This window comes from Amycolatopsis sp. NPDC005003, assembly GCF_053600695.1.
The window spans coordinates 1-24796 of sequence record NZ_JBSGAI010000021.1 but is presented as its reverse complement, the minus strand read 5'-3'; the positions used below and the strand labels follow the sequence as shown (position 1 = coordinate 24796).

The following is a 24796-nucleotide window of genomic DNA, read 5'->3' as shown; positions in this document are numbered from 1 at the left end:
TAATCATCTCAGTGGTCACGGTATCTTCGCTCCCGACCCCGCGGCAAGGAGGACGATGGTCAGGCTCAGCAGGGCGGAGACCCAGGAACGCAACCGCGCCAAGGTGCTCACCGCCGCCCGCGACGAATTCGCCCGCCGCGGCTTCCGCGAGGCGAAGATCGACGTCATCGCCGAACGCGCCGAACTCACCCGTGGCGCGGTCTACTCCAACTTCCCCGGCAAACGCGCCCTGTACTTCGCCGTCCTGGCCGACCTCGCCGAACGCGCGCCCCGGCCCGCCACCCCGCCGGCGAACCCCTCCGCCGCCGATGTCCTGGCCGCCTTCGCCCGCGCCTGGATCGCTCGGCTCCCGCTGGCCACCGACAGCGACGGCGAGGACGCCCGGCTCGCCCGCGACCTGCTGCCGGAGGTCCTCGCCGACGAGCGCACCCGGCGGCCGTTCGCGCAGCTCATGCGCGTCGACGCGATCCTGCTCGGGCTCGCCCTCGAGCGCACCCGCCCGGGACGCCGGCTCGTGCGGGTCGCCGAAGCCGCGCTGACCACGCTGCACGGCGCGAGCCAGCTCGCCGCCGCCGCGCCCGGCTTCGGCGAGCCGTTCCACCTCGTCACCGCCTGCGCCGCCCTGCTCGACCTGGACCTGACCGATGACTGGCCCGCCGAGCCGCCCATCACCACCCGAGCCCGCCCCGACGGACAGCCGTGGGACCCGCCCGCCGCGACCGACCTGCTGACCGGCGAAACCTTCCGGCCCGGCGACGGCGTCGTTGCCGTCCTCGGCCTGCACCGCGCCGCCGCGTTCGAAGAAGCCGTACGCGCCGGCGCCGACGTCACCGCCGTGCTCGTCACCAGCGACCCCGGCGAGCTCGCCCCGCTGGCCCGGCTCGCCGTCGCCGACCTGCGCGGCTGCCTCGACCAGGCGATCGCACCCCCGGACCGGCCCCGGCTGCGGCTCGTCTGCGACGCCACCGGCGCGCTCGCGGCGGCCGCCGGCGTCACCGCGGTCAGCGACGCCACCGAGACGGCCGTCCGCGTCGAAACCGGCCGGATCGTCGCCCGCGCGGAAGGATTCGGTGCCTGTCACGCCGCGGCTGTCGGTCCCGGGCCCGGCCGTTCGTCGGGAGGGTGACACCGGCGGGAAGGAGCGGGTGGTGGACGTCGAGACCGCGGTCGCCGAAGCGTTCCGCGCAGAGTGGGGCCAGGTCGTGGCCACGCTCATCCGGGTCACCGGCGACTGGGACCTCGCCGAGGAATGCGCCCAGGAAGCCTTCGCGCTGGCCCTGCGCACCTGGCCGCGCGACGGCGTCCCAGCCTCCCCCGGGGCCTGGCTGACCACCGCCGCCCGCCACCGCGCCACCGACCGGCTCCGCCGCGACGCCGTCGGCGCCGCCAAGCTCCGGGAGGCCGCCCGCATGTCCGTCCCCGACGACCCCGAACCCGACGAAAGCGGCGTCACCGACGACCGGCTGCGGCTCATCTTCACCTGCTGCCACCCCGCCCTGGCCACCGAAGCGCAGGTCGCGCTCGCCCTGCGCACCCTCGCCGGGCTGTCGACCGCCGAGATCGCCCGCGCCTTCCTCGTCCCCGAAGCGACCATGTCCCAGCGGCTCGTGCGGGCGAAGCGCAAGATCCGCCACGCCCGCATCCCCTACCGCGTCCCGCCCGCGCACCAGCTGCCCGAACGCACCGCTGCCGTGCTCGGCGTGCTCTACCTGACGTTCAACGAGGGCTACTCCGCCGGCGCCGGACCCGACCTGCTCCGCCCGGAGCTCGCCACCGAAGCGATCCGGCTCGCCCGGCTCCTCGCCGGGCTGATGCCCGACGAACCCGAAGCCCTCGGCCTGCTCGCCCTGATGCTGCTGCAGCACGCCCGCCGCGCCACCCGCGTCGACACCGACGGCGTCCTGGTCCCCCTCGAAGAGCAGGACCGCACCCGCTGGGACACCGCCGCGATCACCGAAGGCACCACGATCCTGGAAACCGCCCTGCGCCGGCGGCGCCCCGGGCCGTACCAGATCCAGGCCGCCATCGCCGCCTGCCACGCCACCGCCGCCCACCCGGCCGACACCGACTGGCCCCAGATCGCCGGCCTCTACGACCAGCTCCGCAAGCACGTCCCCAGCGCGGTCGTCGAACTCAACCGCGCCATCGCGATCGGCATGGCCGACGGACCCGCCGCCGGCCTCGCCCTCCTCGACAACCTGCCACTGGCGGACTACCACCTGCTGGCCGCCACCCGCGCCGACTTCCTCCGCCGCCTCGGCCACCACGCCGAAGCCGCCCACTGGTACGCCCGCGCCCGCGACCTCGCCGGCACCGAAGCCGAACGCACCTACCTCACCCGGAGAATTTCGGAAGTGGTGTCGGTCCCGGGCGACGCCGTTCGTCGGGCGGGTGACGCCCGACCACCGGAGGAAACCCCATGACCACCCTCGCCGTTCCCGGCGCCACCCTCACCTACGACGTCCACGGCACCGGCCCGGTGCTGCTGCTGGTCCCCGGCGGCCCCGCCGACGCCCGGGTGTTCACCCACCTGCGGCCGCTGCTGGCCGAAGACCACACCGTCGTCACCTACGACCCGCGCGGCCTGTCCCGCAGCCCCCTCGACGGCGCACCGGGCCCGGACGTCCTCCGCGACCACGCCGACGACGTCCACCGGCTGCTCGCCGAAACCGGCCCCGCCGACGTCTTCGCCAGCAGCGGCGGCGCGATCACCCTGCTCGAACACCTCCGCCACCACGCCACCGACGTCCGCACCGTCGTCCTGCACGAACCACCGGTCACCCGGTACCTGCCCGCGCTCGACGGACCCGACATCCCCGCCCTGTTCCGCGAAGAGGGCCTCGGAGCCGCCTTCGCCGCGTTCATGAAGATCGTCGGCGTCGACCCCGCCCCGCCCCTCGACCCGCGCGCGGAAGGCAACTTCGCCTACTTCTTCGGCCACCTCATGCCCGCGACCGGCGCCTACGAACCCGACCTCGACGCACTCCGGGCGACCCCGGCCCGGCTGGTGGTCGCCATCGGCGAAGAGTCCGCCCGGCTGCCGGTCCACCAAGCCGCACTCGGGCTGGCCGCGGCTCTCGACGTCGAGGCCGAGGTGTTCCCCGGCGGCCACGGCGGGTTCGACACCCACGCCGAAGCTTTCGCCGCGCGCCTGCGCGAAGTCCTGAAAGGATGCTGACATGCAGTACCTGCTGATGATCTGCGGCGACGAAACCGCCGAAGAACACGCGAACGACGGCTGCGGCGGCTGGAGCGAGGACATGGAACGCCGCGGCATCGTCCGCGGCGGTGGCGGCCTGCGCCCGCCGACGGAAGCCACCACGATCCGGGTGCGCGACGGCGAAGTGCTGCTCACCGACGGACCGTTCACCGAAGCCAAGGAACAGATCGGCGGCTTCGTCATCCTCGACTGCGCCGACCTCGACGAAGCCCTCGAACTCGCCGCCCGCCACCCCGCCGCGACCTACGGCAGCATCGAAGTCCGCCCGATGCTCGGACCGGAGGACTTCACCTGATGCCTGCCGTCGTGGAGCGGCCCGCCCAGCGCTACGTCGCCGAACGCGCCACCCTCGCCATCCCCGACTTCCCGCGGATCGCCGACCGGCTGCCACCCCTCATCGGCACCCTTACCGCCCACGGCGTCGCCCCGGCGGGAGCCCCGTTCTTCCGCTACCGCGTGCTGCATCCGGGAATGCGGTTCACCGTCGAAGCCGGTGTCCCGGTCGACGGCGAGCACACCCCGGACGAGCCCGCCTTCCTCGGCGAACTCCCCGCGGGCCGGTACGTCCTCGACACCTACATCGGCGCCCCGGACGGCCTGGCCGCCGCGACCGGGGCCGTCCTCGCCTGGGGTGCGGCTCAGGGCCTGACCTGGGACCGCACCGACGGGCCGGACGGCGAGGAGTGGGGCTGCCGCCTGGAAGTGCTGCGCACCAACCCGCTCGAGGTCCCCGACCCCGCGCAGTGGGTCACCGACCTGCTCTTCCGCCTCGAGGACTAACCGCGCCGGGTGAGCACGGCCGCGACCAGGCAGCCGAAGCCCGCCGTGCTCACCAGGGCGCGCGCGACGTTCCAGCGCACCCACGTCGTCTCGAACGCCGCCCGCACCGCCGCGTAGTCGTCGCCACCGCGGTCGAGGGCGTTGTTCAGCGGGATGTGCACCGCCCCGGTCAGCAGCACCATCCCCGCCAGGAACACGAACCCCGCGATCACCCACGGCAGCGACGGCGAACCCAGGTGCAGGAACACCGCCACGCCCGCCAGCAGCGGCGCACCCAGGAACGTCAGCATGAACACCGGGTTGACGATCGCGACGTTGATCCCGCGCATGCCCTCCACGAACGTCTTGTCGTCCCCGCGCGCCAGCCCCGGCATGACCGAGCAGGCGTAGGCGTAGAACAACCCCGCGATCAGGCCCGCCGCGACCAGCGCGGCCACCAGCACCACCGTCGACATCGGTCTCCCCTTCCCCTTCACCGCGTCCGGACCCCGGTCGCGGCGGCCTCCCGCGCGAACTCGGCGAAATCCGTCGCCGGACGGCCCAGCACCCGCGCCACGTCGCGGGTCACCGATTCGTTGCGCTCGTCGAGCACGCGGACGAACAGCTCGGCCGGCGCGTCGACCTCCTCCTCGGGCACACTCTGGCTCGCCGCCGCGGCCGCGAACCTCCCGGCCGGAACCGGAACATAGCGGACATCCCGCCCGAAGGCGGCGGCAATCTCCGCGTCCGCGTCGGCGATGTCGCGGACGTCGACGGACGTCGACGCCGGTGAGCGCCTTCGTCCAGGTCCCGCGGGCGCTCCAGGTGAACGGCGCCGCGACGTGATCCGCACGTGTTCGCCGCGCTCACGCGGCCGGTCCGCCACCCGCCGCCCGGTCTTGCCGGTGCTGCCCACCACCAGGAAGTTCATTGTCATGCCGCACAGTCAAACGGGCTCAGGTGAGACTCTCCATAGCTGAGAGGCTCAATTCCATGTGCCAGCGTCTACAGTTGCTCCATGGACCCGCTTGCCGCGCTGCTCGACGGCCCCCGCGCCCACGGTGCGTTCCTCCTGCGCTCGCTACTGACCCCGCCGTGGTCGCTGCGCATCGAAGACCGGGCGCCGCTGACGGTGGTGTCGGTGGTGCGCGGCGAAGCGTGGATCGTGCCCGACGGCGGCGAAGGCGTCCTGCTGGGCGAAAGCGACGTCGCGATCGTCCGCGGCCCGGAGCCGTACCTGGTCGCCGACCACCCGGCGACCCCGCCGCAGGCGCTCATCCTGCCCGGCCAGGAGTGCCGCACCCCCGACGGCGGGCGCCTGACCGCCTACGCCGACCTCGGCGTGCGCACCTGGGGCACCGGCGGCCCGGTCGTGCTGCTCACCGGCACCTACGGCATGGAAGGCGAAATCAGCCGGAAGCTCATCGCCGCACTGCCGACGGTGCTCGTCCTGCGCGCGGCCGACTGGCCCAACCCGGTCGCCGGGCTGCTCGCCGTCGAGATCGGCCGTGACGTCCCGGGCCAGGAAGCTGTCCTCGACCGGCTGCTGGACCTACTGCTCATCGCCGCGCTGCGGGCGTGGTTCGACCGGCCCGGCACCAGCGCCCCCGCCTGGTACCGGGCCCACGAAGACCCCGTCGCCGGCCAGGCGCTGCGGTTGCTGCAGCACCAGCCGGCCGAGCCGTGGACCGTCGCCAAGCTCGCCGCCGAGGCGGGCGTGTCCCGCGCGGCCCTGGCCCGCCGGTTCACGGCCGCGGTGGGCGAGCCCCCGATGGCGTACCTGACGGGATGGCGGCTCGCGCTGGCCGCGGACCTCCTGCACCGGCACCCGGACACGACGATCGCCTCGATCGCCCGCCAGGTCGGCTACGGCAGCGCCTTCGCCCTCAGCGCGGCGTTCAAGCGCGAGTTCGGCGTCAGTCCACAGCAATATCGGGCAAAGACACCCGCCTCGTGAGGAAGCGGGCACGGTCCCCGCGGCCGCCTCTTCCCTGCGCGGGCCGATCTTGATAGGAGTGCAGCCAACGCGTCCTCTCCCGGCGCGGCGGCGAGAGGACTTCGGTGTGAGCCAGCACGATCGCGAACCGGTGGGTAGACCCGAGCAGCACGCCTCATCGGCGCATCGCGGGCACCGGGCCCAGGACCGGCCCACACCTCTCGGGGCACCACTGACTCCGGCCATCCTGACTCCGGCCATGGCTCTGGCACTGCAGCGCGACGCGGGAAACGCGGCCGTCGTGTCCCTCAACCAGCACCAGTGGCGCGGCGAGGACGTGGTGCAACGTGCGCCCACCGATTCGTCCTCGTCCTCCTCGTCCTCGTCCGCCCATGCCGGGCCGGCTCAGTCCGAGTCCGCCGGAACCGGCACGAAGAAACTACTCCCGGAGCACTTCCAGAACTACGCCGCCGGGAACCGGGTCCATTACCAGACTCCAGTCCCTGATTCAAATGTCGAAGCCGAGTCAGGCGGCGACCGCGACATACTTCTTGAAAATCAGCTCAAATCAGACCCGGTGATCAATATTCTTTTTCCCAGTCCTGGCGTGTTCCTGAACATCATAGGTTGGGACACGATGAAGAGGAAGACGGACTTCTCCGTTGACATCGAGGTCGACATGTACTTGCACGGCTCGGACAAGTTGGTGGTGCACACCGGTTTTCCTTACGGAATGCAGGACACGACACTGACCTTCGCGTGGTCCGATTCGGTGCAGAGGTACAAAATCACAGAGGTCCTCCGGCATCGTTCCATGAAAAACGAAGGCTCGAACGTGCCCGGCCATGCCTGGCTCGAAATAGTCAAGCAGCAGGTCAGGGGTGTTGTGGAACTAGCGGAACTGGACAAAGGTGTTGCATACGTATCCAATGCCATCAAAGGCGGCGGAGCGATCGGCTACAATATGTGGCCGAAAATGGGGTTCGACGGAGAAGTTCCCAAGGCGTCCGGAATCAAGATGGCCTCGGACAAACGCGGAATAAACGATGTAGGCGAAATTGTCGGAGAAATGGCCGGCGGTGTCGGCTGGATGAGAAAATGGATCAAAGACCACGGCGAAAACATGCCGAGATTCTCGGATATGTTCACCGTCGACGACCCGGACATCTACCGGCAACTGTGCGACCTGTGGAGAGACCACGGGGAGGCGGTCGAGGTGGTCTTCGATCCTACCAAAGACTCGCCCTCGATGAAGGCGCTCAAGCACTACGAGAAAATGCGTCCCGGCAAGGCAGGCGCAGGCAAGGCGGAGGCCGGCGAATGAAAGCCGGTCACTTCAGCGCCTCGCCCAGCCGGTCGAGCCAGTCGCCCGTCCCCTGCTCGCGCCACTCCGGCTTCTCGGCGCCGTCGAGGAACGTGTCCTGCTCGGTCAACACCAGGCGGGTGCCGTCGCCGTCGGCGAACAGCTCCACCGTCGTGGTCGAGACGGTCGCGAGTGCCCCGTCGCCGCTGAGCGTTCCGGAGTAGACGATCCGCTGCTCGGGGACGATGTCGTGATAGGTCGCGACGAACGCCAACGGCCCGCCGCCGGGCGTGCGGCCTTCGACGGTTTCCCGGCCGCCGACGCGGAAGTCCAGCTCGTGCGGCCCTTCCGAAGCGAACCAGCGCTGCTTGGCCGCCGGGTCGGCCCAGGCGGCGAACACTCGCTCCGGCGGCACCGGGTAGCTGCGCTCGAGGGTGAACGTGCTGTGCAGGACGGTCATGACGTGCTCCCTTCCGAGGTCCCCGGCTCGGCGAGGAAGTCGCCGAGCCGGTCGAGCTTGCTCTCCCACGTGGTGCGCTGACGCCCCAGCCACTGCTCGCCCGCGCGCAGCATCGCCGGTTCGATCCGGCAGGTGCGGACCCGGCCGGTCTTCTCCGACCGCACGATCCCGGCGGTCTCCAGCACCTGCAGGTGCTGCACCACCGCGGCGAGCGACATGGTCAGCGGCTCGGCCAGCTCGCTGACCGACGCCGGACCGCGCACGAGCCGCTCCACCAGCGCCCGCCGCGTCCGGTCGCCCAGCGCGCGGAACACCAGGTCCAGCGGCTCCTCATGGTTAAGCATATACTTAAGTTAACCCCGCGACGGCCAACGGTCAAGTAACTGCTTAAGTGTTTCGGGGAGCTCCGGGGTGTCGCGCAGGACGGTGAACACGCCCGCCAGGCCGCGCTCGGCCGTGTCGGCCCGGCCGGCCGCGGTGCGCAGTTCGGCCCCGAGGTTCGTCGTGGTCTCGTGCATCGACCGGACGGTCTGTTCGTGCTCCGCCTGCAGTTCGGCGAGCCGCTGGTCGAATCCGGCGCGGGCCCGCTCGAGCGCCGCTTCCTGTGCCGCAGCCGCCTTGGCGTGCTCATCCCGGGCGGCGGCGAGGGCCGCCTCGTGCGCCGCTGCGGCCCTGGCGTAGTCGTCGCGGGCCGCGTCGAGCCGCTCCTGGAGGGCGTCGGCTCGCGCGGCGGCGGCCTGACCGCGGCCGCGTTCCTCCTCGAGCCCGGTCCGGGCGGCCGCCAGCTCGGCGGTCAGCGTGGCGATCACCGCGGCGCGCTCGCCGGCGAGCGCGGCGGAGGCATCGGCCCGATCGGCGACCCGGGCGAGCTCGTCGCGGACCGCGGCCAGCTGCCCTTCGGCTCGCTGCCGCTCCTGGACGGCGGCCTGCCGGGCCGCTCGCTCCTCATCCCGCTCCGCGAGCGCGGCCACCTTCTCCCTCTGCGCCGCGGCAGCCTCGGCGACGGCAGTCTCGGCGATGTCCCGGGCCTGGGCGGCTTCGGCCTCCGCCCGGCCACGCTGCAGGCGGTGCTCGTCCGTCTCCGCCAGGGCCGCGTCCCGTTCGGCCAACGCGGCGGCGGTGGTGGCTTCGAGCTGGTGGCGCAGCGTCGCGAGGGTCTCGACGAGCCCGCGTGCCGGTTCGAGCACCCGGTCGACCTGGCCGGCGAGCGCGGTGACGGCGGTGTCGTCCAGCTCGGTGTCGCTCTCCCGCAGCGACTCCGCGTCCGAGAGCACCGCCTCGGCGTCGCGGCAGCTCAGGTTGCGGCGGCCCCAGGTTTTCCCGTCCTGGCAGAACCGCGCCCGGCTCCCGCGGCCCACCGCCGGCGGCAGCGGCGCCCCGCACCTCCGGTACTCGCACACCCGCACTTGACCAGCGTCTTCCGTCATACGGGCGACCCTATCAAAGCTTCTGATCAGAACTAGAAGTATCTGTTCAAAATCTACAGATTAAAGCGGGGCACTCTAAGTTCGGATAAGGTCACATATCCCAACCCAGAACCAGGCGGAGAGACGACGGGCGGCGCGGGCCGGATTCCAGGGGGTCAAAAACTGGGACCCTCGATCCGTCAACTCAGGGTTGACGCCCGCTTGTGTTCCAGCAGGGCCCGCTCGGCGGCGTTGCGCGTGAGACCGATGGCCACCGCGTAGGCCGCAGCCGCCTCCCCCGGCCGGCCCGCACGCGCCAGCAGATCCGCCCGGATGGCGTGGAACAGCGGGAACCGCGGCAGCTCGAGCGCGTCGACCAGCGCCAGCGCCGCGACCGGGCCGTCGACCTCGGCGACCGCCACGGCCCGGTTCAGCGCCACGACCGGCGTCGGCGTGTGCGCCAGCAGCTGGTCGTACAACGCCTTGACCTGCACCCAGTCCGTGGGCGCGTCGCTGTGGACGGCCTGGATCGCCGCCTGGATCTGGTACGGGCCCGGCTGGTTTCGGCGCAGGCAGCGGCGGACGATCTCCTGGCCCTCGGCGATCAGGTCCGCATCCCAGCGTGCCCGGTCCTGCTCGGCCAGCAGCACGATCTCCCCGGACGCGGTCGTGCGCGTCTCTCGGCGGGCGTCGATCAGCAGCATCAACGCGAGCAAGCCCCAGACTTCCGGCTCGTCGGGCATCAGCCCCGTCAGGACGCGGGTCAGCCGGATCGCCTCGCGGCACAGCGCGCCGCGGATCAGCTCCTCACCGCCGCTGGCCGTATACCCCTCGTTGAAGATCAGGTACAGCACGGCGAGCACGGCGGCGAGCCTGGCCGGCAGGTCGGCGTCCCGCGGGACGCGGTACGGGATGCCCGCGGCGCGGATCTTGTTCTTCGCCCGGACGATCCGCTGGGCCATGGTCGGCTCGGCGACCAGGAACGCCGCCGCGATCTGCGCGGTGGTCAGGCCACCGAGCAGCCGCAGCGTCAACGCGACCTGCGCCGGCCGGGCCAGTGCCGGGTGACAGCAGGTGAAGATCAGCCGGAGCCGCTCGTCGGGCACGGCGCCCTCCTCCACGAACGCGGCTGTGTCATCACGACTGGCGTGCTGCAAGGCCGCCTGGGCGTGCTTGTCCGCCCGGGCGGCCTCGCGGCGCAGCCGGTCGACGGCGCGGTTGCGGGCGGTGGTGATGATCCAGCCCGCCGGGCTCGGTGGGAGCCCGGCGGCCGGCCAGCGCCGGACCGCCTCGGTGAACGCGTCCTGCACGGCCTCCTCGGCGACGTCGATGTCGCCGAAGACCCGCACGAGGACCGACACCGCCCGGCCGTACTCCGCGGCGAAAACCTCCTCGACGGTCATTCGCGGAACGGCCGCACCTCGACCGGCAGCGGGGCGACGGCGTCCGCGAGCCGGCCACCCCAGGCGAGCGCGGCGTCCAGGTCCGGCGCGGTGATGATCGTGAACCCGCCGAGGTGCTCCTTGCCTTCGCTGTAGGGGCCGTCGGTGACGAGGGTGTCGCCGTCGCCGGCCCGCAGCACGGTGGCCGTGGACGGCGGGTGCAACCCACCGGCGAACACCCAGGCGCCGGCCGCCTTCAGGTCGGCGTTCACCGCGTCGAGCTTGCGGACGATGCCGTCCAGGACCTCCGGCGGCGGGGTCGGGCCGTCGGGCTGGTAGACGCTGAGCAGGTAGTTCTTCACTTCGCCCTCCTCGGATCGGGTGCCTTCACCGCTGATACGAACGGCACCCGCGTGGATCGACAGGTGAACCTACCGAGATCCCGTAACCTCGGCGCGTGCCCGACCTGGAACCGGTGACCGACACCGCGCTGAGCGCCCACGAACGGCTCGCGTTGCTGGACGAGGCCGCCGCCCGGCACGTCGACGAGCAGCGGCCGCCCAACACGCTCAAGGCCTACGCCCAGGACTGGCAGGTCTGGCAGGACTACACCGCCGAAGCCGGGATCCCGCCGCTGTCGGCGACGATCGGTGCCCTCACCGGGTTCGTCGTGTGGCTGGAACGCGGCCGCACGCTGCGGCCGGACGAACGGGCCGTGCCCGAGGTCCCCGAACGGGCCGCCCCGGCGGCGCCCTCGACGATCGAGCGGCGGCTCACCGGCGCGCTCGCCGGGCTGCGCCACCACAAGGTCCCCGTCGATCCCGAAGCCAGCCGCGCCGCCTGGCGCGCGCTGAAGGGGTACCGGCAGCGGCTGGCCCGGGAGGGGATCCAGCGCGGCCGCGGCAAGGCCACCATGGTCACCCTCGCCGACCTGCGGGCGATGTCGCGCGCGTGCCCGGACACCCTGGCCGGCGCGCGGGACCGGGCGATGCTGCTGATCGGCTTCCCGATCGCCGCGCGCTGCTCCGACCTGGCGAACCTGCTGGTCACCGACGTGCAGCCGGTCGACGACCGGGGGCTGTCGGTGACCGTCCGGCACGGCAAGAGCACCGGCGACATGGTCGTCCCGCGGCGCGAGAACGCCGACACCGATCCGGTTCGGGCGTGGCACGCGTGGCGGTCCGGCGCGGGGATCACCGAAGGGCCGGCGTTCCGCCGCGTCGACCGGCACGGCAACGTCGGCGAGCCCGCGTTGAGCACGACCGGCGTCAACCAGATCCTCACCCGGGCGGGCGTCCGCGCGGGCCTGCCATACCCGGTGACCGGGCACTCGCTGCGGTCCGGCTTCGCCACCGAGGCGCGGCGGGCGGGAGCCGACGACCTCGCGATCGCCGATCAGGGCCGCTGGGTGCGCGGCAGCCGGGCGCTGTACGAGTACATCCGCCGCGTCGACCAGTGGAACGACAACGCGGCGGGCGCACTCGACCTCTGATGCGTCAGGGCGCCGATCGGGTGGCGCCGACGACTTCGCCGTCCAACCGGGCGAGCCAGCTGCCGCAGACGCAGCGCACGTAGTCGAGGCGGTGGGTGACGGGCTGCGCCGCGGCCGCCGGAAGTTCGGCGAGCGGCCAGCCGCAGCGGGGGCAACGGTTCCGGTCCATGCCCCGATCGTGCTGTAATGGCTCAGTGCACTTCAACCCTTACGGCGGCCCGGCCGCGCTGGTGGCCGCCGACCTGGTCAACGCCGGTTCCGCGAGCGAGCTGCTCGGCGGGATGGTCCGCAACGGCATGGCCATCGACGCCCTCACCGACGGCGAAGCGGCCCTGATCGGCGCGTGGGCCGGCCGGTTGCGGCCGGTGTTCGCCGCCGGCGCCGCCGAACGCCCGGACCTGGTCAACGAGCTGCTGGCCGAAGCGGCGTGCCGGCCGTACATCACCACCCACGACGGCAAGCCACCCCACCTGCACTATTCGGCCGAGGACGCGGGCCCGGTCGGCCGGGTCCGCGCGTACACCGCGGGCGGGCTGGCCCACCTGGTGTGCGAGGCCCCGGACCGCCTGGGCATCTGCAGCCGCGAAGGCTGCGAAACGGCGTACGTCGACACCTCGCGCAACGGCCGCCGGCGGTTCTGCTCGACCCGGTGCGCGACTCGGGTGCACGTGGCCGAGCACCGGGCCCGGCAGGTCAGCGCCTAGGACAGCTCGCGGACGGCCGTGTTGCCGTCCTCGCCCCGCCCCAGGACCAGAGTGCGGCCCGGCAGCGCCAGTGCGCCGAGCACTTCGCCGCACAGCCCCAGCCGGTACGGCAGTTCGGAGCCGTCGCACAGGTCCCACACCTTCGCGCTCTCCAGGGCCCAGTCGCAGGTGATCGCGACCGGCGTGCCGTCCGGCAGCGACGTGCACGTCATCGTGTCCGGCGGGCTGAGCAAGCCGGAGATGGTGCGAAGCAGGGTGCGCCGCTTCAGGTCCCAGATGCGGATCGTCTTGTCCCCGCTCGCGGACACGGCGACCGGAGTGCCGTCGGGCAGCACCACGGTGTGCATCGACTGCACGGAATCGGTGTGGCCGCGCAGCCGGAACCGGATCTTCCCGTTCGTCAGGTCCAACGCCGTGATCGGACCTTCCCAGTCGGTGGCCAGCACGGCCGGGGTGCCGTCGGGCAGCACCGCGGGGAAGACCCCGTTGACGAGGCCGTCATGGGCGTCGGGGTCGATCTCGTCGGGGTCGATCTTCCGGAGGATCCGGTTGTCCCGCAGGTCGCAGAGCTGGATCGCTTTGTACGGGTTGTGGACGACCGCGACCGGGGTGCCGTCGGGCAGCGACAGGCACGCCACCCCCGTCGGCTCGTACCGCAGCTTCACCGGTGCGCCGCGCTGCGACCCGTCGCGGAGATCCCACACGCGCGCGGTGCGGTCCGTGCTGACGGTCACCGCGACCGGGACACCGTCGGGCAGCACCATCGCCGCGATGCCGACCACGTCGTGGGTGTGGCCGGCAAGGGTGTGCCGCAGCGAGTCGTCGGTCAGGTTCCACGCCCGGGCCGTGTTGTCCCGGCCGCCGGTGATCGCCACCGGGGTGCCGTCGGGCAGGACCAGGGTCGCGATCGACGCCAGGCCGCCCTTGTGCTCGCCGAGAGCCCGCTCCCGCGGCCGCCATTCGGCCGGGTCCACGTCGACCCACTGCGGTTCGGCGGGCAGCGGCGGGAACCGGATGTCGGCATTGGCCGCGCTTTCCGCGGCGATGGCCGCCGTGGTGGTGCGCTTGGCCCACACCAGGATTCCGACGAACGCGATCGCCGACACCGCTCCGAACACGATGGCGAGCGCGGTCAGCCCCGCTATCCCGAAGACGATCACCAAGCCGATCATGACGAACCAGCCGAAGGCCGCGATCTTGGCCGTGGCCATCGCAGTCTCGAACGACGGCGGCTTCCGTGCGGGCAGGTCGACCGGCGGCGCCGGCGGCAGCGCGGTCAGCGGAGGCGGTTCCGGGGCCGGTCCGGGCAAGTCCGCCACCAGCCTCGTCAGCTCGTCACGCAACCGCGCCGCGTACACCGCGCGCACCCGCTCGTCGAACTCCGGCAGGTCCAGTACCCCCGCCTCGACGGCGTCGTGCAGGTGCGCGACCACGGCTTCCCGGTCGGCGTTCGAGGCTCGCGGTGACCGGGCCGAACCCGCACCGGCGGGCAGGTCGGCCACCAGCGCGGCCAGCTGCGCGTCGGTGGTCGCCCGCCGGACCGCGGCCACGCGGTCGTGTTGCTCGGCCGGGTCCAGCAGTCCGCCGGCGACCGCGGCCTCGATGCGGGCGATGGCCTGGTCGCGCTCGGTGTGACTCGCCTTGGCGTCCAGGTTGCCGACGACCGCGTCGAGGTCCGAGTACGTGACAGCGCGGTTCAGCAGCTGCTCGGCATCGGCGTAGGCGCGTGTCTCCAGGCGACCGTCGGTCAGGGCGCCGGCCAGCTGGGCCAGCGCTCGTTCCCGGTCCGCGGCGGTGATCCGCAGGCCCGGTCCGGTCCGGCCGGAACCGTCGGGCAGATCGGCCACGGCCGGCCTGAGATCCTTCCGGACCTTGGCGGCCTGGACGACCACCAGCCGCCGTTCGTACTCGGCCAGATCGAGCCGGCCCTCGCGCAACGCCATCTCCAGCGTGCGGACGGCCGCCGCGCGGACTTGATCACCGATTCGGACTTCCCCAGTCATCGCGGGAGAATAGCGAGCCCGGCAAACCGGTCAGCGGTTAGTGCTTTCGGCCGACGGCTTTCGCGCCCGCCAAGCGAACACCGTCGGCGTGGGCGCGCCGCCTTCGGCGAACCGCTCGAACACCAGACCCGCCTCGAGGACCGCGCCCAGCAGCGCGGGCAGCGGCCGGTGCGTCGCGCCGACCTTGTCCCGCAGCCCCTGATCGGTCCACGACTCCATGGTCCAGCCGGGCTCGCGGTAGCCGGGCCGGATGACGACGGCGCGGCCGTCGGTGCGGTCGGCGAACCCGCCGCAGAAACACGGGTGCACGCCGACGTGCACGAACACGCCGCCGGGCGCGAGCACCCGGGCCGCTTCACGCAGCACGGCCGGGTAGGCGGGCATGTCGGTGTGGACCATGATCGCGACGACGGCGGGCAGCGCGCCGGTGGCGATCGGCAGCGCGGTGGCATCACCGCGCACGACCGGCAAGCGCGCCGCCGCGTGCCGCAGCATCCCGGCGGAGACGTCGACACCGAGCGGGATGCGGCCGAGCTGCCGGATCCGCCCGGCGTGGGCGCCGGTGCCGCAGCCCAGTTCGAGGCACGGTCCCGTGCCCGGCCCGAGGAGGTCCCGCAGCAGCGGCCCGAACTCCAGCGGATCCTCCCGCCAGCCGGGGACGAGCGTCGTTTCGTACCAGTCGGCGATGGCGTCGTAGGAGGTCACCTCCCCGTGGTACCGGCCCGGGGTGCGGTGGGCCACCGATTTTGCGGCCGGCGGAATCGGCTCAACCGTGCCGGGTGGGCCGGTAGGTCAGCACCTGCGTGTGGCCGTCGAAGGTCCGGGCCTCGAGCAGTTCGAGGTCGAAGTCGGGTACGCCGTCGAAGACCCGGTCGACGCCGGTGCTGCCGGAGAGCACCGGGAAGACCGTCACCTCGATGGTGTCGACCAGGCCGGCGTCGAGCAGCGCGCGGTTGAGGGTCAGGCTTCCGTGCGAGCGCAGCGGCACGTCGGAGCCGGCCTTGAGCCGGCGGACCACCTCGACGGGGTCGCCGGGCTCGATGGTCGTGCCCGGCCAGTCGAGCGGCTCGGTCAGCCGGCTCGAAAGCACGGTCACCGGGGCGGCGAACATGCGCGTGATCCACTCGTCGAAGCCGCTGCGGTCGAAGCCGGCGCGCAGGAAGGGCGCGTTCGAGGTGTAGGTCTTGGCGCCCAGCACCATGCGCAGCGGGTCGCGGTAGGCGGCGGCGCGGTGGGCGAGCAGCTCCGGGCCCTGCTTGCCCCAGTAGCCACCCCAGTCGCCGTCGTGGTTGGCGAAGCCGTCGAGCGTGGCGAAGACGTCGAAGGTGTAGGTGGCGGTCATGGTGTCTCCTTGCCGGGAATCGGTGGCGGTTCACCCCTGCTACGAACACCCCCGCCCCGATCCGACAGGCCTCCGGAATTTTCCTCCGGGGCCTGCCTACACTGGACACATGAGCAAGCGCTTAGTGACACTGGGGGACTCGTTCACCGAAGGCGTCGGCGACGACGATCCCGCCGCCCCCAACGGCGTGCGGGGCTGGGCCGATCGCGTTGCCGAACAGCTCGCCGCGCGGGAACCGGACTTCCGGTACGCCAACCTCGCCATCCGCGGCAAGCTGCTGCCGCAGGTCCTCGGTGAACAGCTCGAGCCGGCGCTGGCCATGGAACCCGACCTCGTCACCCTCTACGCCGGCGGCAACGACCTCATGCGGCCCAAGGTCGACATCGACGCGCTGCTCGCCGACTACGAAACGGCCGTCGCCCGGATCCGGGCGACCGGCGCCCGCCTCATCCTGTTCACCGGGGTCGACGGCGTCGAGGACCCGCTGTTCCGCACGATCCGCGGCCGGGTGGCCATCTACAACGAGCTCGTGCGCGGTATCGCGGCCCGCCACGACACGCTGCTGGTGGACCTGTGGTCGATGCGGCAGCTGTGCGACCGCCGCTTCTGGGCGCCGGACCGCCTGCACCTCAACGAGCTCGGGCACACCGAGGTCGCCATCGAGGTGCTGCGGGTGCTCGACGTGGCGCACCCGCTGGTCAGGCCGGAGCCGGCGCCGCGCGCGGTGCTGAGCCCGGCCGCGCGCCGCAGCCAGAACCTCAAGTGGGCTCAGGAGCACGCGCTGCCGTGGGTGCGGCGCCGGCTCAAGGGCGAGTCCTCCGGCGACACGCTCACCGCTAAGCGCCCGGCGCTCGCGCCGGTGGACTCAGCGCCGGTCCCCCGCTGACGGGCGCAGGCCGTCGAAGAGGATTTCCACCGCCCGGTCGCGCAGGCTCGCGTCCGGGCCGGCGTACTCGGCGGCCCGCGCGACCCCGATGATCACCGGGATCAGCTCGCCGACGGCGAGGTCGTCCCGGACCGCGCCGGCCTGCTGCGCGCGCGAAAGCAGCACGCCGAGGGCCCCCAGCAGCCGCGCGCCGGTTTCGGACTTCGCCACCGGCACCGTGACCCCGGCCGCGGTGAGCGCCTCGAAGTAGGCGTTCTTCGCGCTGGACATCTCCACCCAGCTGCCCAGGAAGGTGAAGAACGCGTGGCCCGGGTCGGCGGACTCCGCGGCCACGGCCGTCTCGGCCTCTTCGACGAACCGGCTCAGCCGCGCGAAGAGCACCGCTTCGAGCAATGCCTCCTTCGTCGGGAAGTGCCGGAACACCGTGCCGATGCCGACGCCGGCGGCCCGGGCGACCTCCTCGGTCGGCGCGCCGGTGCCCTTGGCCGCGAACACGCTCTCGGCCGCCTCCAGCACGCGCGCCCGGTTGCGCCGGGCGTCGGCGCGCAGCGGTTTCGGCAGGTGCGGATCAGCGGCGGCGGGGGTCACCATCCGATCGTAACGGGCGCTGGCCCGGCAGCGAGTCCAGCAGCCGGGCCAGCGCCCGCGGCACGTGGGAGCGCCAGCCGCCGCCCATGATCCGGCGGGCGACGCGCTGGAACTCGTCGTCCGGGTCGAATCCCTCGTGGCTGAGGAACAGCCGGGTGCCGGTGCCTTCCGGCTCGAGCCGCCAGGTCACCGTCCACTGCGGACCCCAGCGGATGCTGAGCTTGCGCTCGGGCTCGACTTCGAGGACTTCGCAGGCCACCGGGCCGCCGGCGAACCCGGCCGCGGGCACCGGCTCGGCCAGCAGCTCGAACCGGTGCCCCACCACGGGTTTGATGTCGTTGGGCATGTCGAGCCAGCGTTCCAGCAGGTCCGGTTCGGTCAGCGCGCGCCACACCTTGCGGGCCGGGTGGGCGAGGAACTGGTCGACGTGGATCGCCCTCGGGTCGTCGTCGGTCACAGGTCTTCCTCTTCGTCCAGCAGGTCACGCAGGTTGGCGAGCTTGGTGCGCCAGAAGCGCTCGTACGGGGTCAGCCAGTCCGCGACCTGTTCCAGCGGCGCCGGGTCGAGGCGGTAGACGCGGTGGCGGCCCTGGCGCTGCTCGGTGACCAGGCCCGCCTCGCGCAGCACCCGCAGGTGCTCCGAAAGGCTGGGCCGGGCCATCTCGAACCGCTGCGCGATCGAGCCGGCGGCCATCGGGCCGTCGAGCAGCAACCGCAGCACTTCGCGCCGCGCCGGGCTGGCGAGCGCGGCGAAGACGTCGTCGTTGACCGGCATCAGCGCGGCACGGCGCCGAAGTCCGACGGCTCGAGCAGGCCGACGGTGTGGCCGTCGACGTCCTTGAACGACGTCGCCCGGCCCCACGGCTGTGGCTGCGGATCGGCGACGTCGACCCCGGCCGCCCGCAGTGCGGCGACATCGGCGTCGACGTCGGTGGTCTGCAGCTGGAAGTGCCGCGGCCCCGGCTCGATCCCGGTGACCGGCTGGTCGGTGAGCACCACCCCGGTCTTCGCGCCCTTCGGCGCGACCATCACGAACCGGCCGCCTCCGGGCGTGCGACGGTCGACGAGCGCTTCGAACCCGAGCTTGCCGACGTAGAAGTCCCGCGCGCGGGCGTGATCGGCGACCGGCAGGGTCAGGAACTGCACGTGGGTGATCGTCATGCCGGCGACAATACGTAGGAGATTTCCTACGCGTCAAGGGGGTGACCGAACCACCGCTCCAGGGCCGCGCGCAGGGTCTTGCGCTCGGTGTCGTCCGGCTCCGCCGAACCGGTCGCCCAGGCGACGTACCCGTCGGGCCGGACGAGCAGCGCGGTCGCGGCACCTTCCGCGTGACCGGCGACGAGGTCCACCCGGTCGGTCCAGCCGCGCAGTTCGTCTCCGAGCGAGCCGGTGAAGTCCAGCAGCAGGGGCCGGGCCGTGGTGGTCAGCTCGGCGAGCCGGGTGCCGTCGGCGAGCACGAGGTCCGGCGCCCAGCGGCCGTCGAGCGGGTGGTCGGTGCCCGGCTCGTACCGGACGTCGGCGCCGGACATCAGGTCGGCGAGGTGCTGCACGGTGGCCGGGAGCCGCAGGAGTTCGCCGAACAGCTCGCGCAGCGCGGTGACGTCGCTGCCCGGGCTGATCAGCGCGGACTGGGCCTGGGTATGCATGACGACGCGCTCGGCGACCGGGCGGCGTTCGCTCTCGTAGCTGTCGAGCAGGCCCGGCGGCGCCCAGCCGCGCACGGTGGCGGCGAGCTTCCAGCCGAGGCCGGCGGCGTCCTGCAGGCCGAGGTTCAGCCCGGGGCCGCCGATCGCCGAGTGGACGTGGGCGGCGTCGCCGACCAGCAGGACCCGTCCTTCGCGGAACTTGTCGGCCAGCCGGGTGTTGCGCCCGCGCAGCCGCCGCAGCAGGTGCGGCCCGTCGCCCTCGGGCTCGCCGAGGGGCAGGTCGAAGCCGAGGACGCGGCGGACGCTCGCACGCAGGTCGCCGAGGGTCATCGGCGGCTCGTCGGCCGGTTCTTCGTCGTCGGTCCACTCCATGGTGCTGATCAGGGCGCCGGTCGGGAACGGCGCGTAGACGAACAGCCCGGTTTCGGTGCGGTAGTGGAAGAACGGCGGGACGACACCGTGGCCGGGGATGCGCAGGCCGCCCGATTCCGGGTCGGCGAACCCCGCGGGCACGGTGGCGTGCACGGTGTGGGAGAGCGTGCGGTCTTCGGTGACGCCGGGGAAGCCGATGCCGGCGAGCTTGCGGGTGACGCTGCGGCCGCCGTCGGCGCCGACGTGGTACCGGGTCCGCAGCCGGTACGGGCCGTCGGGCCCGGTGACCTCGAGGGTGACCGCGTCGGCGTCCTGGGCGAGGCCGGTGAGTTCGTGGCCGCGGCGGACTTCGACGCCGAGTTCGGCGGCACGTTCGTTCAACATCGCTTCGACGCGGCGCTGCGGAACGCCGAGGATGTTCAGCGGGTTGTGCTCGGCGAGGGTGAGGTCCAGGCGCATCGCGCCGAAGACGAACGCCGGTGTGGGCGGGCCGATCGGACCGGCGAGGCGCTCGTGCAGGCCGCGCCGGTCGAGGAGGCGGACGACCTGGCCGACGAGGCCGTTCGCGCGGTTTTCGGTGGTGGGCTCGGGCAGCCGTTCCAGCACCACCGGGCGGACGCCGGCGAGGGCGAGTTCGCAGGCGAGCATGAGGCCGTTCGGACCGGCTCCGGCGATGACGACGTCTTCCATGGCGGAATTCCCCTTTTTTTTGGCAGGGCGAAGCAGCCCGGTGTGCGGGCGCTCTTCGGACGGGTTGGTCTAGCGGGGTTCGGGCAGGCCGGCGGCGAGCCGGCCGAAGACGTCCCGCAGGACGTCTTCGAGGGACGGCCGCGGCTCGGCGACGAGCCACTGCTGGGTGACGACGTTGAGTGCGGCGCCGACGACCCCCGCGACGAGCCGCGGGTAGACGTCCCGGGTGGCGTCGGTGCCGGTGCGCTCGGCGACGGCGAGCGCGAACTCGGCTTCGGCGGCCGCGCCGGCCTTCTGGAACTCGCCCTGCAGGGTGGGTTCGGCGACCATCAGCCGCAGCCCTTCGACCCAGCTCCGGTCGGCGGGCTTGCCGTCGGGCACGGGTTCCCCGAGCGCGAACCCGTCGAGCGCGGCGCCGGTGATGGCGTCCCAGATCGGTTCGCCGGCCGGCCGTTTCCGCAGCTCGGCGGCGATGGCACGGGCCCGGTCGTGGTGCCGGGCGACGATCGCCTCGCCCTTGCTGCCGAAGTAGTTGCTGAAGGTCCGGGTGGACACCCCGGCCTCGGCGGCGATGTCTTCGATCCGGACGTTGTCGAAGCCGCGTTCGACCGTCAGCCGGATCGCCGCCCAGCTCAGCGCGATGCGCGTTTGCTGCTTCTTGCGATCACGAAGGCCGGCGCGGTCGGTGTCCATGAAGCCACCGTACCGAAAACTGCCGAATCTGCAAACTTGCTCAGTCGGCAAGTTTGTGTGGGGGTCGCAGGACCCGGCGCACGGCGTCGCGCAGCCACTGGTGGCCGCCATCGGCGGCGTGCCGCGGGTGCCAGGCCATGCCGATCTTCAGGGGTGGCAGCGGCAGCGGGATGTCCAGCAGGCGCAGTCCCAGTGCGTGCGCCACGTCGGCGAGGGGCGACGGAGGCGCACCAGGCAGGGCGGCCGGGACCAGGCAGACCACGTCCCCGGCGGCGGCCAGCGCCATCGCCGCCAGGTGCCCGGGCAGCACGGCGCCGACCCGGCGGGTGAGCCCGTGTTCGGCCAAGGCGGTGTCCAGCGGGCCGGCGAAGCGGCCGCGACGGCTGACCGCCACGTGCTCCGCCGCGGCCAGCCTGGCGGGTGTCAGTGCGCCGTCGGTGAGCGGGTGCCCGGCGCGGACGCCGGCCGCCATCCGCAGGGTGACCAGGTCTTCCACCCGGGTTTCCGGATCGGCGTGGCCGATGTTGCCGAGCTCCAGGTCGATCCGGCCGTCGCGCAGGGCGGGACCGGCCTCCCACTCCTCGGCCAGCACCCGCAGCGAGACGCCCGGAGCCTCGCGCCGGGCCAGCTCGAGCAGCCCCGGCACCACCGCGACGCCGACCACATCGGCGGCCTGGACGGTGAAGGTGCGCCGCAGGGCGGCGGGGTCGATCCCGCCACCCGGGGTCAGCAGCGCGGCCAGCCCGCGCACCACCGCGGCTGCTTCGTCCCGCAGCGCCTCGGCGCGGGGCGTCGGCACCATCGCCTGACCCGCCCGCACCAGCAGCGGGTCCTGGAGCACCCGGCGCAGCCGGGCCAGAGTGCGGCTCATCGCGGCGGGTGACGTGCGCAGCCGTTCGGCGGCCCGGGTGACGCTTTGCTCGGTGAGCAGGGCGTCGAGGGCGACGGCGAGATTGGCGTCGAGGTTCGGCAGTGGGTCGCTCACCAGCGTTGTTCCGTTTCCGGCAATGATTGCTTGCTGAAGTTCCCATTGTGGCAATGCGGTGCTGGTCCGCACGATCGAGGGGTCATTCCGCATCCGACACAGACCGCGAGGTTCCATGATCGTCATCACCGCGCCCACCGGCCAGATCGGCGGGCGCCTGCTCTCCTTGCTGCTCGAAGCGGCGCCCGCCCGCGGCGAAGAGCTCCGGGTCGTGGTCCGCGACCCGGACCGGCTCCCCGGGCCCGTGCGCGACCGGGTCGAGGTGGTCGTCGGCTCCCACGGCGACGCCGCGACCGTCGAGCGCGCCTTCGCCGGGGCCGACGCCGTGTTCTGGCTGGTGCCGCCGGACGGCTCGGTCCCACCCGAACAGGCCTACCTCGGATTCACCCGCCCGGCCGCGCGGGCGTTCGCCGAACACGGCGTCGGCCACGTCGTCGGTGTCTCGGCCCTCGGCCGCGGTACCCCGCACGCCGGCCGGGCCGGGCTGGTGACCGCCACGCTGGCCGTCGACGACCTGATCGCCGGATCCGGCGTCGCCTACCGCGCGCTGGCCTGCCCGTCGTTCTTCGAGAATCTCCTGGAAGAGGCCGGCTCGATCCGGCGCGACGGCGTCTTCACCGACACCGTCGCCGCGGACCGCCGGGCGCCGCTGGTGGCCGTCGCCGACATCGCCGCGGCCGCGGCCGGACTGCTGCTGGACCGGTCCTGGACCGGCGTCGACAGCGTTCCGGTGCTCGGCCCGCAGGACCTGTCACCGGACGACCTGGCCCGCATCATGACCGAGGAGCTGGGCCGGCCGGTCCGCTACCGGCGCCAGCCGCTCGCCGAGCTGCGGGCAGAACTGCTCGGCTACGGCCTCGACGCGGCATTCGTCGAGGCCATGGTCGCCATGAAGCGCGCCAAGGACGAGGGCTTGGACGCCGGACTCGCTCGCTCGGCGCCGGTCGGTACCGAGTTCGCGCAGTGGTGCGCGGAGACCCTCAAGCCCGCCGTTCTCGCCGCCCCGGAGGCCGCCGATGTCCGCTGAGTCCACCGTCACCGCGTTCATGCTGGTCAAGACCACGCCCGAGTGGCTGGCGCTGCCCGTGCCCGAGCGGATCCACGCCTTCAAGACCGAGATCGTCCCGGTGATCGAAGCGCGCACCCACGGCGTCCGCTCGCGCTTCTACGACACGGAGTTCTACTCGGCGCGGGTCACCGACGTCTGGGTCTGGGAGGCCGAAGACCACGACGCCTACCGGCTGCTGATCGACGCGCTGCGCGAAACCCCGTTCTGGGACCGCTACTTCGAGGTCGTGGACCTGCTGGTGGGCACCGAGAACGGCTACGCACGCACCTACGGTGTCGAGGCGGTGGCCACCATCGCCACCTGATCGTCGCACCCGACCGCGTGCCGACCGGCCGGCGCCGCCCGCGTGGCGCCGGCCGGTGCCCGGTCACCGACTGGACGAGAAACCGGTCATCGATCGCCGAAAGCGTCGACGGGCGTCACACTGTTGTGTGACATCGGTCACCGGAGGTGTTGCGAGATGGTTCTGGGAGACAACAGCGTCACTCAGCGGGTGACGGCGGACAGCAGAATTCAGGTACGGCGGGCCGCGCTGGCGAGCGCCGTCGGCACGACCATCGAGTGGTACGACTTCTTCCTCTACAACACCGCGGCGGCCTTGGTCTTCCCGCACCTGTTCTTCCCCGCCTCGAGCGCCTACGCCGGCGCCATGCAGTCGTTCGCCACCTACGCGGTCGGGTTCGCCGCGCGGCCGGTCGGGGCCGCCATCTTCGGGCACTGGGGCGACCGGATCGGGCGGAAGGCGACGCTGATCGTCACGCTGCTGCTGATGGGCATTTCCTCCGGCATCGTCGGGATGCTGCCCGGGACGTCGGCGATCGGGTTCGCCGCGCCGCTGGTCCTGGTGCTGCTGCGGCTGGTGCAGGGCATCGCCATCGGCGGCGAGTGGAGCGGCTCGGTGCTGCTCGCCATGGAGTGGGGCAACCAGCGCAAACGCGGGCTGCTCGGCAGTTTCGCGCAGATCGGCGTCCCGGTCGGGCTGGTGCTGGGCACCGGCGGGATGACGCTGCTGTCGGCGACGCTCTCCCCCGACGCGTTCGACTCCTGGGGCTGGCGGATCCCGTTCCTGCTCAGCCTGGTGCTCGTCGGGGTCGGCCTGGTGATCCGGTTGAAGATCCTCGAGACGCCGATGTTCGCCAAGCTCGTCGAGAACCGGCAGACCGCCCGCACCCCGGTGCTCGACGCGATCCGGCACCACTGGCGGGAGATCCTGCTCTCGGCGGGTGTCCGGTTCAGCGAACAGATGCCGTTCTACCTGTTCACCAGCTACGTGCTGATCTACGTCGTGTCGCGGCACGAATTCAGCAAGACGTTCGTGCTCAACGCGGTCCTGGTCGGGGCGGCGTGCGAGCTGGCGCTGATCCCGCTGTTCTCGGCGCTCTCGGACACCTTCGGCCGCAAGCGGGTCTACCTGTGCGGGGCGGTGCTGACCGGGCTGATCGCCTTCCCGTACTTCACGATCCTGGCGCACGGCAGCCACGCGCTGGTGTTCGTCGCGGTCGTGGTGTCGTTCGTCCCGCACGCACTCCAGTACGGACCACAGGCGGCCCTGATCGGGGAGAGCTTCCCGACGCACCTGCGGTACGGCGGCGCGGGGCTGGGCTACCAGCTGGCGTCGGTGTTCGCGGGCGGCCCGGCGCCGCTGCTGGCGACGTGGCTGCTGCACACGACCGGGACGCCGTACGCGATCTCCGGCTACATCGTCCTGGCGGCGGTGGTCACGATCCTGTGCGTGATCTTCCTGAAGGACCGCTCGAAGGCGGACATCGACGACGTCACCGTCTACCAGCGCACCTGACCACCGAGTCTGCCGCGGCGGTCGTGAGTGGTAATTAGGGTTCTAACCCTAATTACCACT

The 24796-nt window shown here is 72.5% G+C and carries 31 protein-coding genes; 13 read left to right on the top strand and 18 right to left on the bottom strand.

Translation table 11 applies throughout. The features are described from left to right. Positions 1–55: 55 nt before the first annotated feature. Genes ACWED2_RS24015 through ACWED2_RS23995 form a run of 5 tightly spaced genes read left to right on the top strand, consistent with a single transcriptional unit; the run spans position 56 to position 4000 of the window. Positions 56–1126: a TetR/AcrR family transcriptional regulator gene (locus tag ACWED2_RS24015; RefSeq protein WP_449692735.1), complete on the top strand. Its 1071-nt coding sequence runs from the start codon at positions 56–58 to the stop codon at positions 1124–1126. A 22-nt stretch (positions 1127–1148) separates the two neighbouring features. Then, the gene (locus ACWED2_RS24010; protein WP_449692734.1) at positions 1149–2423 is read left to right on the top strand and encodes an RNA polymerase sigma factor; all 1275 of its coding nucleotides are present in this window, start codon (positions 1149–1151) and stop codon (positions 2421–2423) included. Next, positions 2420–3178, top strand: a complete 759-nt coding sequence (locus tag ACWED2_RS24005; RefSeq protein WP_449692733.1) for an alpha/beta fold hydrolase — start codon at positions 2420–2422, stop codon at positions 3176–3178. Before ACWED2_RS24010 ends, ACWED2_RS24005 begins: the two co-directional genes overlap by 4 nt. A gap of 1 nt (position 3179) precedes the next feature. Beyond that, the gene (locus ACWED2_RS24000) at positions 3180–3515 is read left to right on the top strand and encodes a YciI family protein (RefSeq protein ID WP_449692732.1); all 336 of its coding nucleotides are present in this window, start codon (positions 3180–3182) and stop codon (positions 3513–3515) included. Beyond that, the gene (locus ACWED2_RS23995; protein ID WP_449692731.1) at positions 3515–4000 is read left to right on the top strand and encodes a GyrI-like domain-containing protein; all 486 of its coding nucleotides are present in this window, start codon (positions 3515–3517) and stop codon (positions 3998–4000) included. Before ACWED2_RS24000 ends, ACWED2_RS23995 begins: the two co-directional genes overlap by 1 nt. On the opposite strand, the gene ACWED2_RS23990 is transcribed toward ACWED2_RS23995, so the two are convergent. Together ACWED2_RS23990 and ACWED2_RS23985 are read right to left on the bottom strand one after the other, a co-directional pair. Then, positions 3997–4455, bottom strand: a complete 459-nt coding sequence (locus ACWED2_RS23990; RefSeq protein ID WP_449692730.1) for an anthrone oxygenase family protein — start codon at positions 4453–4455, stop codon at positions 3997–3999. The two genes, ACWED2_RS23995 and ACWED2_RS23990, sit on opposite strands and share 4 nt — an antisense overlap. 17 nt (positions 4456–4472) lie before the next feature. Beyond that, the gene (locus tag ACWED2_RS23985; protein WP_449692729.1) at positions 4473–4916 is read right to left on the bottom strand and encodes a hypothetical protein; all 444 of its coding nucleotides are present in this window, start codon (positions 4914–4916) and stop codon (positions 4473–4475) included. 81 nt (positions 4917–4997) lie between these two features. On the opposite strand from ACWED2_RS23985, the gene ACWED2_RS23980 reads away from it, so the two are divergent. Both ACWED2_RS23980 and ACWED2_RS23975 read left to right on the top strand, forming a co-directional pair. Beyond that, positions 4998–5936: an AraC family transcriptional regulator gene (locus ACWED2_RS23980; protein WP_449692728.1), complete on the top strand. Its 939-nt coding sequence runs from the start codon at positions 4998–5000 to the stop codon at positions 5934–5936. 106 nt (positions 5937–6042) lie between these two features. After that, on the top strand, positions 6043–7239 hold the full coding sequence (locus ACWED2_RS23975) for a hypothetical protein (protein ID WP_449692727.1): 1197 nt from the start codon (positions 6043–6045) through the stop codon (positions 7237–7239). A 7-nt stretch (positions 7240–7246) separates the two neighbouring features. On the opposite strand, the gene ACWED2_RS23970 is transcribed toward ACWED2_RS23975, so the two are convergent. The 5 genes from ACWED2_RS23970 to ACWED2_RS23950 form a co-directional block, all read right to left on the bottom strand. After that, positions 7247–7678 (bottom strand): SRPBCC family protein, encoded by a 432-nt coding sequence (locus ACWED2_RS23970; protein WP_449692726.1) that lies wholly within the window; start codon positions 7676–7678, stop codon positions 7247–7249. Next, complete coding sequence (locus ACWED2_RS23965; RefSeq protein WP_449692725.1) at positions 7675–8022, bottom strand: ArsR/SmtB family transcription factor; 348 nt, start codon at positions 8020–8022, stop codon at positions 7675–7677. Before ACWED2_RS23965 ends, ACWED2_RS23970 begins: the two co-directional genes overlap by 4 nt. Positions 8023–8031: 9 nt before the next feature. Further along, entirely contained in the window at positions 8032–9105 is a 1074-nt protein-coding gene (locus ACWED2_RS23960; protein WP_449692724.1) for a hypothetical protein, read from the bottom strand. Positions 9106–9284: 179 nt separating this feature from the next. Beyond that, a complete protein-coding gene (locus ACWED2_RS23955; protein ID WP_449692723.1) occupies positions 9285–10487 on the bottom strand; it encodes an RNA polymerase sigma factor in 1203 nt (400 codons plus the stop codon). Further along, on the bottom strand, positions 10484–10828 hold the full coding sequence (locus ACWED2_RS23950; RefSeq protein WP_449692722.1) for a YciI family protein: 345 nt from the start codon (positions 10826–10828) through the stop codon (positions 10484–10486). Before ACWED2_RS23950 ends, ACWED2_RS23955 begins: the two co-directional genes overlap by 4 nt. Before the next feature lie 95 nt (positions 10829–10923). Between ACWED2_RS23950 and ACWED2_RS23945 the strand changes: the two genes are divergently transcribed. Further along, complete coding sequence (locus ACWED2_RS23945) at positions 10924–11958, top strand: site-specific integrase (RefSeq protein WP_449692721.1); 1035 nt, start codon at positions 10924–10926, stop codon at positions 11956–11958. 4 nt (positions 11959–11962) lie between these two features. On the opposite strand, the gene ACWED2_RS23940 is transcribed toward ACWED2_RS23945, so the two are convergent. Then, positions 11963–12127, bottom strand: coding sequence for a hypothetical protein (locus tag ACWED2_RS23940; protein ID WP_206794992.1), 165 nt, complete (start codon positions 12125–12127; stop codon positions 11963–11965). 25 nt (positions 12128–12152) lie between these two features. Between ACWED2_RS23940 and ACWED2_RS23935 the strand changes: the two genes are divergently transcribed. Beyond that, positions 12153–12662 carry a CGNR zinc finger domain-containing protein gene (locus ACWED2_RS23935; RefSeq protein WP_449692720.1) on the top strand — a complete coding sequence of 170 codons (510 nt, stop codon included), beginning with the start codon at positions 12153–12155 and terminating at the stop codon, positions 12660–12662. On the opposite strand, the gene ACWED2_RS23930 is transcribed toward ACWED2_RS23935, so the two are convergent. The 3 genes from ACWED2_RS23930 to ACWED2_RS23920 form a co-directional block, all read right to left on the bottom strand. After that, positions 12659–14665 carry a DUF1707 domain-containing protein gene (locus tag ACWED2_RS23930; RefSeq protein ID WP_449692719.1) on the bottom strand — a complete coding sequence of 669 codons (2007 nt, stop codon included), beginning with the start codon at positions 14663–14665 and terminating at the stop codon, positions 12659–12661. The two genes, ACWED2_RS23935 and ACWED2_RS23930, sit on opposite strands and share 4 nt — an antisense overlap. Before the next feature lie 30 nt (positions 14666–14695). Further along, the gene (locus tag ACWED2_RS23925) at positions 14696–15370 is read right to left on the bottom strand and encodes a class I SAM-dependent DNA methyltransferase (RefSeq protein ID WP_449692718.1); all 675 of its coding nucleotides are present in this window, start codon (positions 15368–15370) and stop codon (positions 14696–14698) included. 61 nt (positions 15371–15431) lie between these two features. Then, positions 15432–16007 carry a dihydrofolate reductase family protein gene (locus ACWED2_RS23920; protein WP_449692717.1) on the bottom strand — a complete coding sequence of 192 codons (576 nt, stop codon included), beginning with the start codon at positions 16005–16007 and terminating at the stop codon, positions 15432–15434. Positions 16008–16116: 109 nt separating this feature from the next. On the opposite strand from ACWED2_RS23920, the gene ACWED2_RS23915 reads away from it, so the two are divergent. Continuing rightward, the gene (locus tag ACWED2_RS23915; protein WP_449692716.1) at positions 16117–16893 is read left to right on the top strand and encodes an SGNH/GDSL hydrolase family protein; all 777 of its coding nucleotides are present in this window, start codon (positions 16117–16119) and stop codon (positions 16891–16893) included. Here ACWED2_RS23915 and ACWED2_RS23910 read toward each other — a convergent pair. The 7 genes from ACWED2_RS23910 to ACWED2_RS23880 form a co-directional block, all read right to left on the bottom strand. Then, the gene (locus ACWED2_RS23910) at positions 16873–17484 is read right to left on the bottom strand and encodes a TetR/AcrR family transcriptional regulator (protein WP_449692715.1); all 612 of its coding nucleotides are present in this window, start codon (positions 17482–17484) and stop codon (positions 16873–16875) included. The two genes, ACWED2_RS23915 and ACWED2_RS23910, sit on opposite strands and share 21 nt — an antisense overlap. Then, positions 17462–17938, bottom strand: coding sequence for an SRPBCC family protein (locus tag ACWED2_RS23905; protein WP_449692714.1), 477 nt, complete (start codon positions 17936–17938; stop codon positions 17462–17464). Before ACWED2_RS23905 ends, ACWED2_RS23910 begins: the two co-directional genes overlap by 23 nt. Next, entirely contained in the window at positions 17935–18255 is a 321-nt protein-coding gene (locus ACWED2_RS23900; protein ID WP_449692713.1) for an ArsR/SmtB family transcription factor, read from the bottom strand. The genes ACWED2_RS23905 and ACWED2_RS23900 overlap by 4 nt, the downstream gene beginning before the upstream one ends. Beyond that, complete coding sequence (locus tag ACWED2_RS23895) at positions 18255–18641, bottom strand: VOC family protein (protein ID WP_449692712.1); 387 nt, start codon at positions 18639–18641, stop codon at positions 18255–18257. The genes ACWED2_RS23900 and ACWED2_RS23895 overlap by 1 nt, the downstream gene beginning before the upstream one ends. A 26-nt stretch (positions 18642–18667) precedes the next feature. After that, complete coding sequence (locus tag ACWED2_RS23890; protein WP_449692711.1) at positions 18668–20191, bottom strand: FAD-dependent monooxygenase; 1524 nt, start codon at positions 20189–20191, stop codon at positions 18668–18670. A 69-nt stretch (positions 20192–20260) separates the two neighbouring features. After that, the gene (locus tag ACWED2_RS23885; RefSeq protein WP_449692710.1) at positions 20261–20884 is read right to left on the bottom strand and encodes an acyl-CoA-like ligand-binding transcription factor; all 624 of its coding nucleotides are present in this window, start codon (positions 20882–20884) and stop codon (positions 20261–20263) included. Positions 20885–20924: 40 nt separating this feature from the next. Then, entirely contained in the window at positions 20925–21869 is a 945-nt protein-coding gene (locus ACWED2_RS23880; protein ID WP_449692709.1) for a LysR substrate-binding domain-containing protein, read from the bottom strand. Positions 21870–21984: 115 nt separating this feature from the next. Here ACWED2_RS23880 and ACWED2_RS23875 point away from each other — a divergent pair, with 115 nt between their 5' ends. The 3 genes from ACWED2_RS23875 (at position 21985) to ACWED2_RS23865 (ending at position 24736) form a co-directional block, all read left to right on the top strand. After that, on the top strand, positions 21985–22896 hold the full coding sequence (locus tag ACWED2_RS23875; RefSeq protein ID WP_449692708.1) for an NAD(P)H-binding protein: 912 nt from the start codon (positions 21985–21987) through the stop codon (positions 22894–22896). Beyond that, a complete protein-coding gene (locus ACWED2_RS23870; RefSeq protein ID WP_449692707.1) occupies positions 22886–23242 on the top strand; it encodes a darcynin family protein in 357 nt (118 codons plus the stop codon). The genes ACWED2_RS23875 and ACWED2_RS23870 overlap by 11 nt, the downstream gene beginning before the upstream one ends. 156 nt (positions 23243–23398) lie before the next feature. Next, positions 23399–24736, top strand: a complete 1338-nt coding sequence (locus ACWED2_RS23865) for an MFS transporter (protein ID WP_449692706.1) — start codon at positions 23399–23401, stop codon at positions 24734–24736. Positions 24737–24796 lie beyond the last annotated feature (60 nt).

What these genes read in the sequence shown, in the direction of transcription:
- ACWED2_RS23980 (WP_449692728.1), top strand. Translation starts at nt 4,998, where the DNA reads ATGGACCCGCTTGCCGCGCTGCTCGACGGCCCCCGCGCCCACGGTGCG.
- ACWED2_RS23990 (WP_449692730.1), bottom strand. Translation starts at nt 4,455, where the DNA reads ATGTCGACGGTGGTGCTGGTGGCCGCGCTGGTCGCGGCGGGCCTGATC.
- ACWED2_RS23995 (WP_449692731.1), top strand. Translation starts at nt 3,515, where the DNA reads ATGCCTGCCGTCGTGGAGCGGCCCGCCCAGCGCTACGTCGCCGAACGC.
- ACWED2_RS23970 (WP_449692726.1), bottom strand. Translation starts at nt 7,678, where the DNA reads ATGACCGTCCTGCACAGCACGTTCACCCTCGAGCGCAGCTACCCGGTG.
- ACWED2_RS23915 (WP_449692716.1), top strand. Translation starts at nt 16,117, where the DNA reads ATGAGCAAGCGCTTAGTGACACTGGGGGACTCGTTCACCGAAGGCGTC.
- ACWED2_RS24005 (WP_449692733.1), top strand. Translation starts at nt 2,420, where the DNA reads ATGACCACCCTCGCCGTTCCCGGCGCCACCCTCACCTACGACGTCCAC.
- ACWED2_RS23900 (WP_449692713.1), bottom strand. Translation starts at nt 18,255, where the DNA reads ATGCCGGTCAACGACGACGTCTTCGCCGCGCTCGCCAGCCCGGCGCGG.
- ACWED2_RS24000 (WP_449692732.1), top strand. Translation starts at nt 3,180, where the DNA reads ATGCAGTACCTGCTGATGATCTGCGGCGACGAAACCGCCGAAGAACAC.
- ACWED2_RS23895 (WP_449692712.1), bottom strand. Translation starts at nt 18,641, where the DNA reads ATGACGATCACCCACGTGCAGTTCCTGACCCTGCCGGTCGCCGATCAC.
- ACWED2_RS23885 (WP_449692710.1), bottom strand. Translation starts at nt 20,884, where the DNA reads ATGGACACCGACCGCGCCGGCCTTCGTGATCGCAAGAAGCAGCAAACG.
- ACWED2_RS23960 (WP_449692724.1), bottom strand. Translation starts at nt 9,105, where the DNA reads ATGACGGAAGACGCTGGTCAAGTGCGGGTGTGCGAGTACCGGAGGTGC.
- ACWED2_RS23930 (WP_449692719.1), bottom strand. Translation starts at nt 14,665, where the DNA reads ATGACTGGGGAAGTCCGAATCGGTGATCAAGTCCGCGCGGCGGCCGTC.
- ACWED2_RS24015 (WP_449692735.1), top strand. Translation starts at nt 56, where the DNA reads ATGGTCAGGCTCAGCAGGGCGGAGACCCAGGAACGCAACCGCGCCAAG.
- ACWED2_RS23940 (WP_206794992.1), bottom strand. Translation starts at nt 12,127, where the DNA reads ATGGACCGGAACCGTTGCCCCCGCTGCGGCTGGCCGCTCGCCGAACTT.
- ACWED2_RS23910 (WP_449692715.1), bottom strand. Translation starts at nt 17,484, where the DNA reads ATGGTGACCCCCGCCGCCGCTGATCCGCACCTGCCGAAACCGCTGCGC.
- ACWED2_RS23985 (WP_449692729.1), bottom strand. Translation starts at nt 4,916, where the DNA reads ATGACAATGAACTTCCTGGTGGTGGGCAGCACCGGCAAGACCGGGCGG.
- ACWED2_RS23890 (WP_449692711.1), bottom strand. Translation starts at nt 20,191, where the DNA reads ATGGAAGACGTCGTCATCGCCGGAGCCGGTCCGAACGGCCTCATGCTC.
- ACWED2_RS23955 (WP_449692723.1), bottom strand. Translation starts at nt 10,487, where the DNA reads ATGACCGTCGAGGAGGTTTTCGCCGCGGAGTACGGCCGGGCGGTGTCG.
- ACWED2_RS23865 (WP_449692706.1), top strand. Translation starts at nt 23,399, where the DNA reads ATGGTTCTGGGAGACAACAGCGTCACTCAGCGGGTGACGGCGGACAGC.
- ACWED2_RS23920 (WP_449692717.1), bottom strand. Translation starts at nt 16,007, where the DNA reads ATGACCGCCACCTACACCTTCGACGTCTTCGCCACGCTCGACGGCTTC.
- ACWED2_RS23965 (WP_449692725.1), bottom strand. Translation starts at nt 8,022, where the DNA reads ATGCTTAACCATGAGGAGCCGCTGGACCTGGTGTTCCGCGCGCTGGGC.
- ACWED2_RS23875 (WP_449692708.1), top strand. Translation starts at nt 21,985, where the DNA reads ATGATCGTCATCACCGCGCCCACCGGCCAGATCGGCGGGCGCCTGCTC.
- ACWED2_RS23870 (WP_449692707.1), top strand. Translation starts at nt 22,886, where the DNA reads ATGTCCGCTGAGTCCACCGTCACCGCGTTCATGCTGGTCAAGACCACG.